Source organism: Dietzia sp. UBA5065 (genome assembly GCA_002415925.1).
GTDB lineage: Bacteria > Actinomycetota > Actinomycetes > Mycobacteriales > Mycobacteriaceae > Dietzia.
On record DIAZ01000021.1, the window covers coordinates 1 to 13,852 of the forward strand.

The 13,852-nt window shown below is 70.4% G+C and carries 10 protein-coding genes; 3 read left to right on the plus strand and 7 right to left on the minus strand.

The window, feature by feature from the left end:
* Window positions 1–474 precede the first annotated feature (474 nt).
* The 6 genes from B4M60_RS01920 to B4M60_RS01945 form a co-directional block, all read right to left on the minus strand.
* On the minus strand, window positions 475–3,201 hold the full coding sequence (locus B4M60_RS01920; protein WP_291079766.1) for a penicillin-binding transpeptidase domain-containing protein: 2,727 nt from the start codon (window positions 3,199–3,201) through the stop codon (window positions 475–477).
* A gap of 59 nt (window positions 3,202–3,260) precedes the next feature.
* Window positions 3,261–3,680 (minus strand): FHA domain-containing protein, encoded by a 420-nt coding sequence (locus tag B4M60_RS01925; RefSeq protein WP_291079768.1) that lies wholly within the window; start codon window positions 3,678–3,680, stop codon window positions 3,261–3,263.
* On the minus strand, window positions 3,677–4,603 hold the full coding sequence (locus tag B4M60_RS01930; protein ID WP_291079770.1) for an FHA domain-containing protein: 927 nt from the start codon (window positions 4,601–4,603) through the stop codon (window positions 3,677–3,679). The genes B4M60_RS01925 and B4M60_RS01930 overlap by 4 nt, the downstream gene beginning before the upstream one ends.
* 198 nt (window positions 4,604–4,801) lie before the next feature.
* On the minus strand, window positions 4,802–5,344 hold the full coding sequence (locus tag B4M60_RS01935) for a hypothetical protein (RefSeq protein ID WP_291079772.1): 543 nt from the start codon (window positions 5,342–5,344) through the stop codon (window positions 4,802–4,804).
* A 329-nt stretch (window positions 5,345–5,673) separates the two neighbouring features.
* The gene (locus B4M60_RS01940) at window positions 5,674–9,024 is read right to left on the minus strand and encodes a DEAD/DEAH box helicase (protein ID WP_268098754.1); all 3,351 of its coding nucleotides are present in this window, start codon (window positions 9,022–9,024) and stop codon (window positions 5,674–5,676) included.
* A 62-nt stretch (window positions 9,025–9,086) separates the two neighbouring features.
* Entirely contained in the window at window positions 9,087–9,365 is a 279-nt protein-coding gene (locus B4M60_RS01945) for a hypothetical protein (RefSeq protein ID WP_268098755.1), read from the minus strand.
* 223 nt (window positions 9,366–9,588) lie between these two features.
* On the opposite strand from B4M60_RS01945, the gene B4M60_RS01950 reads away from it, so the two are divergent.
* Genes B4M60_RS01950 through B4M60_RS01960 form a run of 3 tightly spaced genes read left to right on the plus strand, consistent with a single transcriptional unit; the run spans window position 9,589 to window position 12,480 of the window.
* Window positions 9,589–9,927, plus strand: a complete 339-nt coding sequence (locus B4M60_RS01950) for a hypothetical protein (RefSeq protein WP_268098756.1) — start codon at window positions 9,589–9,591, stop codon at window positions 9,925–9,927.
* A gap of 1 nt (window position 9,928) precedes the next feature.
* Window positions 9,929–11,218: a hypothetical protein gene (locus B4M60_RS01955; RefSeq protein WP_291079776.1), complete on the plus strand. Its 1,290-nt coding sequence runs from the start codon at window positions 9,929–9,931 to the stop codon at window positions 11,216–11,218.
* Window positions 11,215–12,480: a hypothetical protein gene (locus B4M60_RS01960; protein WP_291079778.1), complete on the plus strand. Its 1,266-nt coding sequence runs from the start codon at window positions 11,215–11,217 to the stop codon at window positions 12,478–12,480. Before B4M60_RS01955 ends, B4M60_RS01960 begins: the two co-directional genes overlap by 4 nt.
* A 28-nt stretch (window positions 12,481–12,508) precedes the next feature.
* On the opposite strand, the gene B4M60_RS01965 is transcribed toward B4M60_RS01960, so the two are convergent.
* Window positions 12,509–13,543 carry a DUF368 domain-containing protein gene (locus B4M60_RS01965; protein WP_291079780.1) on the minus strand — a complete coding sequence of 345 codons (1,035 nt, stop codon included), beginning with the start codon at window positions 13,541–13,543 and terminating at the stop codon, window positions 12,509–12,511.
* Between the last annotated feature and the right edge of the window lie 309 nt (window positions 13,544–13,852).

Genomic DNA, 13,852 nt, shown 5'->3' on the forward strand with positions numbered 1-13,852 from the left:
ACACCACTTTATGGGGCACTACTGTCCGCGCTACACCGCCACCTTCACCCTTGCCGCCATCGACGGCTGGCTAACCTGACGTTCGCAGCAGTCCCTAGGTGGTCACACCCGCGTAGAGTCCGTCCCACGCCTGCCTGCGTTCCGATCGGGCTTGCTCGTGAGGTGCCATCCGTCGCAGTACTGACAGTGGTACGAGCGATCTACCCGGAGGGTGCAGGTCTGCCCCTGCAGCTCAGCTCGACCACGTAGCCGCCGCGCCACCGTCAGTGCCTGGGTGGCGTCGTTACGCTGGTTGTACCTGACCTTTGCCACCTGCGGACAGCTGGGAAACCGCCCCTTCGGTGCTCCCCGCCGCCGTCGCGTCTGCCGAGCCATGACGCTGCTCCCTCCCGTGTGTCTGTCTTCCTGACGGGCCTCAGTTTTCGCGACAGAGTCCCCTGGGGCACCTCCCGCTCGGGAGGTGACCCAGATCGCTCATTCCTCCTCGTGACCGGTGGCGGTCCGGGACCGGCAGGGGCCATTCCCGTCGGCGAGACCAGGCGATTCGTTCGACAGGGCATTCGACAACAAGGCCCCAGCGACAGGGCCCGCGTCCCTCCCCCCGGACTTGTCGTCACCGGGGGACCCTTCGACCCGGACCGCGACGACGAATCGGGGAGCATCTACTGGGGCAAAGGCGACGATCGTCGCGTCATAGGCATTGTCCGGCCCCTGGGCGGTGCCCGTCTTGGCCCCGGCCCCCCCAGGCACGTGCGCCATCCCGTCCACTCGCCCCTCAGCGACCGACCTGACCATGGCCGACCGTAGCTGTGCCCCGACGTCCGGCGGGAGTGGATTCATCGACCGGCTGGCGGGCATGTCCTCGAATACCTCTCCGTGACACCGTCCGCGCAGGATTCTCGGGTCGGCAACCTCCGCTCCTCCGGCGACGTGCGCACCAAGGACGGCAAGTGCCAGCGGCGTCGCCCGAACCCCTTGCTGTCCGAACCCACTTCGAGCCACCGCATCAGGATCCAGGGCGCCCGGCCCCAGCGTGATCGGCTCCGTCGTGAGATTCCCGGAGCGATCAGGTACCGAGCTCACGCGGGATGCCATCTCCCTGAGAGCGAGTTCTCCCGTCCGGATCGCGATCTCGGCGAACGCAGTGTTCGCCGAGGCCGAGAGCGCACTCTCCATTGATCCCCCACCAAGCGTGCCGTCGGCGTTGCGGATCACCTGATGACCGCCAGGAGCCTGGTAGCCCGTCGACATCGGGGTGTCGGTGGGAACTCCGGCCTCCAGGGCCGCCGCCGCCGTCACCACCTTGAAAACCGATCCCGGGGCGGTCGCGTGAGTCTGGAATGCAGGGCCGTTCAAAGTGCGCGGGTCGACCTCGCCGCGGACGGCTTCAGACGCCTGCCCGGCGAGAGCGGCCTCGATCGCCCGCGCAGGATCCACTGCGGACGTGCTGTACGCAGCGAGAACACCACCGGAGACGAGGTCGAGGAGTACTGCATCCCCGACCTGCCCCTCAAGCAGGTCCCGCGCCTGAGTCTGAGCCCCACTGCTCAACGACGTCACGAGCCCGGGCGGAGCACAGTGCTTGCCAATGGCAGACTGCCACCACGTGTTCTCGCAGCTCATGAGGCCCCGGTACCGTTCTTCGACGCCGCGCCCGGCTCCGACGGCGGTGAAGCCCACGACATCGCCGAAGAGAGAGCCCTGGGGATAGTCACGCCCGTCACCTGCGGCGTTTGTCCTGGCGAGGACGGTCCCGTCGAAGGCGACCACAGCGCCCCGCCGCAGGGCCCAGTCCTTGGGAATGTTGGAGCCGGGTTCCACCCGAGGCTGTACTCCGGACACGACGACCAGGACCGCCACGCCGAGAAGCGCGGCGGCAGCCTCCATCCGCGGAGCCCGGAAATGCGTCGCCGGGTTCGGATCCCGAGTCACGGTCCCACTACCGCCAAGGCTGAGGACTACTGCGATGGTCGCCCATAAGCCGACCATTCCGGACATGCCTGTGCTCAGGAACGGCACCACCATGCCGGTCAGCGGCACATATCCGAGCGTGGCCGCGAAGGTCCACACGACCTGTGTCAGCACGAGAAGGGTCAGCGCCGTGGCCACGCTGCGAGCAACATCACCGTGACATTGGTCAACGGCGCGCCACAATGCCCGGATGATGACGGCGAAGAGCGCCAAGAGCACGACGAGGAAGAGCACTCCACGGGAGTGTCCGATAGCGGTCAGGACGAAATCGGACTCCTGTGCGAAGAACACTGTGGGACTCGCATCCGCGTCGACGCCGACGCCGAGCAGGCCGCCCTCGGCGATCGAAGCGAGACCACGACCGAGGTTCGTGACGTTGCCCTCACTCGTGATCGGAAAGAGCATGTCGCGGATTCGTCCACGGAAGGTGGTCGACACCAGTGAGCCGACCCCGAAGAGCACAACGATCGCGAGCGCCGAGGCGACCTTCACCAGCCTCGAGGTTCGGACCGCGAAGAGGAGGAAGACCGTCGTGAGGGAGATGAAGAGCAGGGGTCCGAGGTCGGCGTTGACGACGAACATGACGGCGGCGAAAGCGAGAAAGCCTGCGACCTTCGCCAGAGCGCGCGCCCCACTGCGCGCGTGCCGCCGCAGCGCGCTGGACTCCTGCGCGACGACGATCGCGACGATCGCGACGATGAGCGGACGCACGAACTCACCCGGCTGAACAACCAGGCCGAGCAGCCTCAGGTTCACATTCACCTGCCCTCCCCCTGCCACGTCGACCGGCGCGGAGAAGGGTGGCACTCGCGTCAAGGCCAATGACACGGCTGCGAAGACGGTCAGGGCGATCAGCCCGGAGACCGGAAATGCCTCGACCAATCCCCGTCCTCGGGCGGCACGCACGACCAACGCAACCACGACGAATCCGGCCAGGCCCAGTAATCCGCCGAAGGCGAATTCCGAGCCCTCCCCGCCGGCCTCCTGGAACGTTGCGACACCCACGGCGGTCAGCAGTGTGGCTGCCGTCACCGCAGGAACGGCGAACCGGGAACCGGTCGCCAGTCGCGCACACACAGCAGAGGCGGGGACGGCCGCCGCGGCGAGCAGTGCCCAAGTCCAGGTCTGGGTGTGGCTCAAGCCAAGGGCACTCATCGTGGTCCCGACGAGCACCGCGGCAGCGAGCGCGGCGAGCACTGTCGCGGAATCGATTCGACCTCGATCATCCATGAAGACTCCGTTCCCGGTGCTGATAGTGGCCTGACCTGGGTTCCCGTGGCTCCACCGGCCTATGAGGAAACAACGCGGAGCTCAACCTCGCCCAGGCCGATGGTTCCCCCCGGTGCAACCACGTCGCGAAGCATCAACGGCACGCCATCGACGAACACCGCCTCTTCGGAGGACTCGGAGAGCACCTGCACCAGCCCACCGTCGAGAGGCAGCAGGCGAACATGTCGTGGAGCCAGCCGCACATCGCGCAGGCGAATCGCACAGCCCTCCGCCGAGCCGACGGTGGCCGGGCCTGACACGGCGAACCGGCCGAGCGGCTTTCCGGAGCTGTCCCTGGCATCGAGGTGGACGAGTGGGGCCGACCCCCGCGTCGACCGGTCAGGGTCTCCAGTCGGCTCCGCGGAACGCTTCCCGACTGCCTGGTACAGCCCCACCGCCGACGCCGCGAGTGTGCTCAACACCGCCAGCTCAGCGATCATGAGTGGCCCCGAGCCGTCTGGTCGTGGCAGATGACCTCGATCACGGTGTCTGGGCCGAGGGAAACTGTGATTTCGTCTCCGACCCGAGCGAGGAAGGACTTCACGGCGAAGCCGTTCACCCAGGTCCCATTTGTCGACGGAGCACCCTCCGGGCTACCGTCCTCGATCTGCAGATCGAGCTCCGTGGCGTACACGCTGGCATGAACACCGGACACGTAAGGGTCGTCGAGTACGACGTCGTTGTCCCCGTCTGCACCGAGGTGGTACCAGCGGTCAGTGTAGAGCTGCACAGTCTTGCCGTCGGCGATGCTGAGGACCCACGGGGACGCCACCGGCACGTTCTCGATTCGTTCAGCACCGCTGTCGGACTCGACCTGCTCAAGGTTGATTCCGAGAGGCTCCGCGACACTTGTTCCCGGCCTGAGCATGTCCAAGGGGTTGTCGAACCTGACTCCGATGGAGACCGGTTCCGTCTGACCCTGATCGAGCACCAGGCGAACCCGCACCGCGGCGTGAGGCCAGCCGTTGAAACGGGCGCGATCGGCGGCACCGCGTGCGATCGCCGACTCGATCTCTTCCCGGTACCGGCCGACCGCCTGAAACTGTTCGGTGTTGACGGAGACGGTCAGCTGGTCGGGCATGTCCTTGAGCCCATCCGGGCGGACGATGGCACTCTTCTCGAGCGTGCGCACCGCCTTCTCGATCAACGTCGCGGAGCCGAGGGGTCGCAACAGGCCCGACCTCACGAGTCCGAGCCGCGACCACGACCGCACCGAGGCCCCCACGTTGTGCGACGTGTGGGCCTTCCTGGATGCAGATCCACGACGGGAACGCAACGACTTCAAACTTTGCCGAATCGTCCTGAACAGAATCGCGACGACGACAACGACCGCGACGACCATCCAGACCACATCAGGACTCATGAGGGACCTTCCGACGGAGTTCTTCTGACGCTGTCAGCGTGAACCACGGTCGGACTCGTGTGAACTCCCGAGCGGGAGCATCCCCGATAGTCGAGATATCCGGAACCGGTCGAACAGCGCCTCACGAACCGGCAGCTGACGAAGGTGCTTTCAAGTGGGCCACACAACGCGACGGCCTCGTCGGAGGACCTCGGCTGCTCAAACGCATCTGACGGCGGCTCGCCGCCGCCCGGCGACCGTCGAGGTGAGCCCACAGCTCTTCGCTGGCTCCCCGGAGAGCAGTCGTGAAGTTCGATAGGTTTCCCATTCACGACGATCGGAACCGCGCCGAACCCGGCCTAGGCACCTTGCCCCTGAGCCAGCACCCACGCTCCGACGACACCCGGCCTCGCGGAACGGCCCGAGCATGACGCCCGGCGTCTCCAGGTAGTCGGGCATCCTACGCAGCTCGCCCCCGACAACGTCGAGATCCTGTCCGCCCGCGTGCGCGATGCCGCTGGACAGGACGATGGAACGGAGTTGGAACACCTGACTCGCCCGGACAAGGAAGTTCCCCAGTCGGTCGCCGTACTGTCTCCAACCGTCGGCCTCACCCCGCTCGGCGATGAGGACGTCGAGCCTCCGGGTTGCCAGCGCCCGCCACATCTCCCGGTGCTCCGCGCCGGTGTCGAGGCGCCATTCGCCGAGATCCCGGTTCTCGCCGGAGCAGGGCGCGAGGAGCTGGCCTCCACTGTCCGTCATGCCGCTCCGCACGGACGTCCCGAGCGCCACCGCGAGTGCCCGTGGGGAACCAGTTGGTAACCCCGAGGGCCGTCGCGTGGACGGTGCCGTCGTTCACCACGACCACCGGGCACCACAGTGCCTCGGACAACTCGGCTCCGAGCGGCCCCTCCGGCCACCGACACCCCCACCGCGGACGGTCGACCCACCACCCCGCGCACGGTGGTGACGAGGCGCCCCGCTCGCGGAAGGCGATTGCTTCAAGTGAGAGATCCGCAGCCTCCCGCCCGGTGGCGATCCGTCTCGAGCTTCCACCCACGTCCACCACGACCACCCTCAGGAACTCACCCCTACCCCAACAACCCCCGCAGGTCCTCCGCCGTGAGTGCGGTGGAGAAGTGCTCGCCGTCGTCGAGGACGGAGGAGAAGAGCTCGGCCTTGCGCCGCTGGAGTTCCACGACGCGCTCCTCGATGGTGTCGCGGGCGACCATCCGGTAGACCATCACGGGCCGGGTCTGGCCGATGCGGTGGGCACGGTCGACGGCCTGGGCCTCCGTGGCGGGGTTCCACCAGGGGTCCAGCAGGAAGACGTAGTCGGCGCCGACGAGGTTGAGGCCGACGCCGCCTGCCTTGAGGCTGAGGCAGAACACCTGCGCGCCGCCCTCGGTGAACTCGCCGACGGCGCCGGCGCGGTCGATCGTGCCCCCGTCGAGGTGGGCCACGGTGATCCCCTCGTCGCGCAGCCGCTCCACGACGGTGTCGAGGTAGGTGGTGAACTGGCTGAACACCAGCGCACGATGCCCCTCCGCCACGACCTCCTTGAGGGACGAGATCAGCTCGTCGGTCTTGGCGGAGGAGATGCTCTCATGCGCGGGGTCGACGATCGCGGGGTCCAGGCACAGTCGGCGCAACACGGTGAGCCCGGCGAGGATCGTGATGCGGTTGGCGTCGAAGTCGTCGAGGAGCTTGAGCAGCGCCGCCCGCTGGCGCGCGAGCTCGCGCTCGTACACCCGCCGGTGCGCGGCCGAGAGTTCCACCTCCACCACGGCGTCGGTCCGCGGCGGAAGCTCGCCGGCGACGATTTCCTTGCGGCGGCGCAGCAGGAACGGCCGCAGGCGCCGCCGGAGCCTGCGAAGCGCCTCGGCGTCGCCGTGTTTCTCGATGGGCGCGCGGTAGAGGGTGCGGAACTCGCGGGCGTCGGGCAGGACCCCGCGGCAGGCGAGCGCGGACACGGCCCACAGCTCGGTGAGGTTGTTCTCCATGGGGGTTCCGGTGACAGCGAGGAGGAACTCGGCCCGCAACCCGGCCAGGGCGGCGAAAAGCTTGGACGCCGGGTTCTTGGCCTGCTGGGCCTCGTCGAGGATCACGCCGGCCCACCGCACTCCGGCGTACGCCTCGGCGTCGAGCCGCAGGACGGCCGCGGAGGTCACCACGATGTCGTGGGCGGCCGCGTCCTCGGCCACGGTGGTGCCGGCCTTGGCCTCGGTGACCGGCCTCCTCGACACCCGTAACGACGGCACGAAGCGCCGAGCCTCGGACTCCCAGTTGGGGACGACAGACGACGGCGCCACCACGAGGAATGGCCCGGGCGCGGCGGCACCCTCGGAAGCGCCGCCTGCACGAACACCGGCACCGTCGCCACCGGCCGTCTCGTGCACGTGCGCTATCAGTGCGAGCGACTGGAGGGTCTTGCCGAGCCCCATGTCGTCGGCCAGGATCCCGCCGACCCGGTGCCGCCACAACAGTGCCAGCCAGTCGAGCCCCTCCTTCTGGTACGGCCGCAGCTCGGCCCGGAGCGCGGCCGGCACGGGGACGGGCGCGGGGGTGTCCGAGGCCAGGTCGAGCAGCGCGCGGGCCCGACCGGTGGGTGGGGCGAGGTCGTCGGCCAGCGCGGCGAGGTCGGCGAGCATCCCCGACTGGCCGAGGCCCACGCGGAACTCGCCGTCGTCGTCCGGCAGCGTCCCCAGCCGCTCGACGGTGGCCTGCAGCGCCTCCTCCAGCAGCTCCCGGAGCTCGCCGAAGCGCTCGAGGTCCACCGTCACCAGGACGCCGTCGGTGGTGAGGAACTCCTCCTGACCCCTGACCACCGCCCGGAAGAGCTCCGCGAACGGCACGGGCCTGTCCTCGACGGTCACCGTGACTGACAGCCCGAGCCAATCGATCCCGGACCGTTCCTCGTCCTCGGCCGCCACGTGCACGCGAGGCCCCTCGGTGGCGCGCCGGACCTCCGCGACGCCCTCGAGCACGTCCACTCGGACGCCCTCCATCGCCCGGAGTTCGGGGACGCCGTCGACGAGTAACAGCGCAGCCTCGAGTCCGTCGATCCGCACCGGCGCGGACGACAGGGCCCACGCCCACTCCGACCTCTCGACCCGCTCGAGCGCCGCGGCGAGGTCCGGCTCGATTTCTGTAGAGGCGAACTCGTCAAGACCGAAGCGCTGCTCGACCTCCGAACCGTCGGACAGCCTCAGCACCACGACGCGGTGCCACTCGGCCAACAGATCCGGCCCGGGCTCGGAGTCCCCGCGCCCGTCGGCGCCACCCCGGAACGGCCGGATCGTGAGGCCCAGCTCCACCCGGTCGAACCGGGGCAACTCCAGCCGGCCGACGCGGTCCACCACGGGGACCGTCTCGGCGAGCTGTGGCAGGTACTCGCCACAGAACTCGGGCACCTCCGCCTCCGGCACGGTGATCTCGCGCCACGCGCGTAGGCCGCGGACCACGTCGGGGTCCATCCGCCCGACCGGGCTGAGCTCCAGTACGCGCCCGATCACCACGGCCGCGAGGTCCCCGTTCTGCCCCACCAGTGCACCCTGTGCGGGAGGGTCGGCCTCGTCGTCGACCCCCCGTTCCCCGTCCTCGTCCGCGATCACCTCGGCGGCTGCGGTGACCACCACCTCCCGCCCGTCGGGGCTCCACGCGGTAAGTCCGGCGCGGCGCGGCGCGCCGGGCCGGACCTCGGTCAGAGTGTCGCCGGGAACGATCTCGATCTCCGCCTCCGCGGCGGCGGCGAAAAGTGGCCAGAGGGCGGGCACCTCGGCGTCGCACAGGTCGAGCCACACGCGGGCCTGTCGGCGGCTCCGGGCCAGGGCGTCGACTGCGCGCAGCCAGCCGACCTGCGCCGGGGAGAGGTCGCCGGCGTAGCCGTAGCGCAGGCGGTCCCATTCCAGGCCCGCGGACTTCCACCGACCGCCGCGGGCGGGGACGACGATCCGCGCGCGCAGCCGGTTCCCCAGGCCGGGCCGGAGTCCGCCGGACCAGCCGTCGCGCACCTCGTCGTCGGCCACCACGGTGAGCTGCAGTCCCACGACCGGGGACTCCCGACGCGCGCGGCGGGCGGTGAGCGCGTGCACCGCGTCCTCCGCCACCCGGCGCCAGTCCGGCGGCGCGTCGTGGGCCGCGGCGGTGTCGACGAGCAACATCACCGCTGCGGCGTGCTTGCAGCGCATCCGCACGGGGCACGTGCACGCGGAGAACGTCGGCCGCGAGGCTCCGTCCGACTCCGGGATCGAGAGGGTGACGGTGGTCGAGTACCACTCGTTCCCGCTGCCCTCGACCCTCGCGGTGAGGCGCCTGGCCTCCGGGTCCAGTGCGAGGTCCCGCACCTTGCCGGGACGAACGTACGGCCGCGCGCGCCCCAGCGCCGCTGAACCCACGAACGCCTCGATCTCGGGCTCGGGGATCCACGTTCGTCTGGACACGGGGACACCGTAGGCGACCGGTCGGACATCGCGGCGCCCGAGCCGCCGACCAGGCATGTCGGTCACTGCGGGCGCTCGGGGCGCTCGGGGAGCTTCCACTTGGCCGGGAGGTCCGGATCGCCCAGGAGGGCGAGCGGGCCGAGCGCCCGGAGGAGAAGACCGAGCTCCTCCCCGATCTCCGCCTCGGAGTCGGCGTAGAGGGGGAAGGGCCCGCTGCCGACCATCGCCCAGCGTGCGACCCGTTCGGTGTGACGAAGTCTGGTGGCGTCGCGGCCGACGCGCTGTAGACGCCGATTGAGCTCTCGGCGCTCCCGGTCGGTGAGAGCGTCCCTCTGGTCCATCGTGTGGTTCCTCTCTGCAGTGCTGCATCGCCGCGACAGGCGACGACGCCCTCCCTGCGGACACACGAGTGCCCGGAGGAGGCGTCAGAGTGAAACTCCGGTAGAGCTACCGGGACGAATGAAGCTACCCGAGGAGGAGGCGCCGCACAAGGGCCGTGAAGGACTTAGCAGCTGTCGTACCCCGGCGCTACGGTGTGGACTCCACCCGCCACCAGGAGGAACCATGTCCGACCACGCCCACGCCCCCATCCGCCACGGCGAGATCCTCCTGATGCCCTGCGGGGAGCCGGACGCGGCCTCCGTCACGGCGGTCGAGCGCGACTCCGCGCCCGTCGTCGGTCACTCCGAGACCGGGCACCACCACGTGCTCGAGTGCCCCGTCCCGGTCGAGGTGATCCATGCCGACGGCACCTACGTCCGCCTGTCCGAGCCCGGCACCCTGGTCCAGCTCAAGGAGACCGACCGTCACCGCGACCTGCCCGTCCCCGCGGGCCTGTACTCGGTCCTCACCAAGTCCCAGTACGACCCCTTCGCCGGCGAGCGCCGCGCCGTGATCGACTGACGTGTCCGGGACCGATGACACCCCCCGGTTCGGCGCGGGCCTCCACACGGGCTCCGACACGGTCTCCGAGTCGGCCGTTTTCGCCCGGGCCCTGGATACGCTGCGCGAGTCGGGGATGCTGACTCACGACGAGACGCCCCTCCCCGGCCCGGTCTCGTACCGGGATGACATGCCGGACGGGTGGGCGGACCCACCGCGCCGGGTGATCGAGCGGACGGACGCCCTCGACTTCTCCGACGTGCACTGGGACGAGGGGGCGGTGATCGCCCGCGTCCGGGAGATCGCAGCGCTCGCCAAGATCCCCTGCGCCGAGGTCCGCGTCGTGCCCTCCCCCGCCGCGATGGGCGAGCTCGCGGACGCCCCGGGGTACCTGCACGCCTCCGCGGGGCCGGACCTCGCGCTCTCCCCGTGGAACCCCCACTTCGGTCGGCTCACCCGAGTCCTGAACGTGGACCGGTGGGCGGACGCTTTCGAGCGCGCGACCCCCGTCGGCGTCCGCGAGTCCCCGCGGCAGCGGTACGGCCGGGGCCTGCTGGTCCGTGCCGACGCGGACACGTTCCTCGGTGTGGCCGCGGAGGGACGAGAAGCCTCCCGCTTCTCCGTGTGCACCCTCGTGATCGGTTACGTGGGGATGATGTTCGAGTTCGGCGCGCCCATCTCGTCCGCGGACTGGTCACCCCACCGCGAGACCGGCGAGGAGTTCGGTGTCGAACTCCGCCTCGGCGAGGCGCTCACGGACGCGTTCTGCGCGGGGTTGGGATACCTGGCCCCGGCCGGTGAGGACATCCTGGTCTGCCGCCGACCCGCGGTCCGGTTCCTGGACCAGCCGGACGAGTTCGGCGCGACAACGCTCTTCCACCACGAGTCGGGACCGGCGATCGAGTTCACGGACGGCACGGGACTGCACTTCCTCGGCGGCGGCGAACTCGCCGAGTGGTTCTTCTCGGCCGTGGTGGAAGGCGCCCTCACCATGAGGTATGTCCGTCAGATCCGGCAGCCGGACCTCCGGCTCGCCGCCTACTCGGCCATGCCCCCGGCCGCGCGGCTCGACGGGCTCCGGACCGACCTGGTCGACGTGGGGACCAAGGGCACACGCCTCCACCTGATCCACGACCATCCCGACCTCGACGGCCCCACCTGGTTCATGGTGATGACCGACCCGTCGACGGGACGCGAGTACGGCGAGTTCGTGCCGCCCGAGATCGGCGAACTCCGCTCGGCGGACGCCGCGCAGGCCGCGGCGTGGGGGATCAGTGAGTCGGACTACCGCCGGATGAGCCTGGAGGGGTGACGACGATGTCGCCCTTCTCCTCGACGCCGCCCGGCGAGTCCGACGCCGGTGGTGCCGACCAGGCCGCCGGACCGATCTCGCTCTCGGATGCCCTCGACAGCCTGCGCTTGTCCGTCGCCCTGCTCTCCGGACCGCCGGAGTCCCCCGGCCCCACGCGCGACCCGAATCCGCGCGACCTGACCGGGCTGGCCGACCTGTCCGTCCTGCCCGAGTCGTTCCCCAACGACGTCCTCGACCGCACCGACTCGGCGGGGCTGACGGACGTGGAGTGGGACGTGCCCCGCGTGCGGGAGCTCGTCGGCCGGATCGCGGAGATCGCCCGGATCCCCTGTTCCGAGATCCGAGAGGTCGGAAGCCCACACGAGCTCGACGACACCCCTGATCCCGACGAGCAGGGCGATCCGTGGGTGCGCTACTCGCCGCTGCGAGACCGGTGGGGTCGTCACTTCGGCGCGCTCACCGATCCGTGGGGTCAGCGCTACGGGTGGCAGGCCCTCGAGTTCGATCCGCCCCTCGACACCGCGGGGTCCGACTCCGAGCCCGATGCCGCTCCCGATACCGCGCCGCGGCGAGGCCTGACCCTGTGGGCGACCGCGGAGGCGGAGCGCGAGGGCCCGAGGTCGGCGCCGATAGAGCCGATCGCGCGGTGTTCGGTCGGGCGCCTCGTCCTCGGGTGGGTGGGATTCATGGTCGAGCACGGCGCGCGCGGCGACGCCCCGCACTGGCGTCCCTCCGAGGACGTGCGTCGGGAATTCGCCGTCGAACTCCGGGTCGGCCCGTTGCTCGTCGAGGCGTTCTGCGCGGGACTGGGCTACCTGTGTCCGGTCGAGGGCTCGATCGAGATCTCCCGGCGTCCCGCGGTCCGCTTCCGGGACCGGAGGCTCCTCGACATCGGGTTCCCGAAATACCACCACGAGTCCGGCCCCGCGATCGAGTTCGCCGACGGTTCCGGAGAGGACTTCCTGGCCGGGATCCCGGTCGACGCGTGGCTACGGCAGGCGCTCGTCGACGGCGCTCTCACCCTGCGCCACGTGCGGGGACTCGGGAGCCCAGCCCTGCGGAGGGCGGCCTATACCGTCATGCCGCCGCGCGCACTGATGGACGGGGTCGACGCCCAGCAGATCGACGTGGACCGGACGGGCGCACGCCTCTATCTCCTGCGGGACCTGCCCGACCATGACGGGCCGGTTCGATACCTCGTGACGACCGACCGGTCCACGGGCCGCGAGCAGGGAGAGTTCGTGCCGCCACCGGAGGAGTGACCGCCCGGACGTGTCACGGGCCAGTGGCTCAGGTCGCGGCCGGCATACCGGGGGCAGGCTCCGCGGCGCTGGTCTGGAACACCCGCTCGACGGCCAGCACGATCAGCACCACGACGATGCCGGCGGCCACGGCGGCCAGGACCGTCGGCCAGTCATCGCCGGGGGCGAGCACGTCGGCCCCCTCGGTCTGCCACGGCCACAGCGCGCGCAGTGACCCCAGCATGAGTCCGGCCATGGCCACCAGCGTGGGCTTGCGGAAGTCCTCGAGCAGGCGGTCGAGAACCTTGACGAACAGGGAGATCCCGACGAGCGCGCCCAGGGCGAACACGCCGAGGTAGGCGACGTCCCGGTCGTCCACTGCGCCGAGGGTCGGGGCGTAGAGCCCCATCGCCAGCAGCAGGTAGGAGCCCGACACCCCGGGCAGCACCAGGGCGCAGATCGCCACCGCAGCAGCGACGAACACCAACAGGTAGGAGGGGTCGCTGATCGACCCGCTCGGCAGTCCCGATAAGACGAACGCGAACGCGGCACCGGCGAGGAAGATCAGCCCCAGCACCCAGCCGCGGCCGCCCGGCGTGGCGCGCGCCATCCCCAGCGGCACGGCGATACTGGCGGCGACCATGCCGAGGAACAACCCCCGGGCGATCTCGGGACTGCCCTCGACGAACCCCTTCATCACGCCGGCCATGGTGAAGACCATCGCGAGCATGCCCACCGCCAGCGGCAGCAGCAGCCACCAGTCGACGTGCCGGAACGCCGCGCGGGTACGGGCCCGACGCTCGGGGCCGAGGGCTGCCGAGCGTAGACCGTCCACGACGTGCGCCCCGGAGTCCAGCAGGCGCGGATAGACGCCGGTCACCAGCGCCACCGTGCCGCCCGAGACGCCGGGGACGAGCTCGGCCATCCCGATGAGCGCGCCGCGGACGGCGTTGCCGACCATCCCCAGCGGTCCGGGCCGGCCCGGCACCGGGGTGCGTGGATCGAGATCGGCATCGGCCACCGGGTCGTGATGCACCGACTCGGAGGAGGCGGCGGGCGCGGAACGGGGGAGCTCGGCAGACATCCCTCCACCATCCCCGAGATCGGCCCCCGCGACCACTCGCCACCCGATTCGCGCCGCCGACTGTGACCAACCCGTCACCGGCCTCGCGACTAGACTCGATCACCGGAGCCGACACCGCGCGGGTCGGTACGCGGGGCCGCGCCGGCGTCGACCGCCGGACCGGAAGGGGGGCGCGCACCATGCCGATGCAGTACCCGCCACTGTCCGACGGCACCTACCGCTACGGCGATCCGCCCCGTCCCCTGCCCTCCCCGATCCCCGGGCCGGACCCCACCGGCCCCGCCGGCGAGCCCCTGTCTCTTATACACA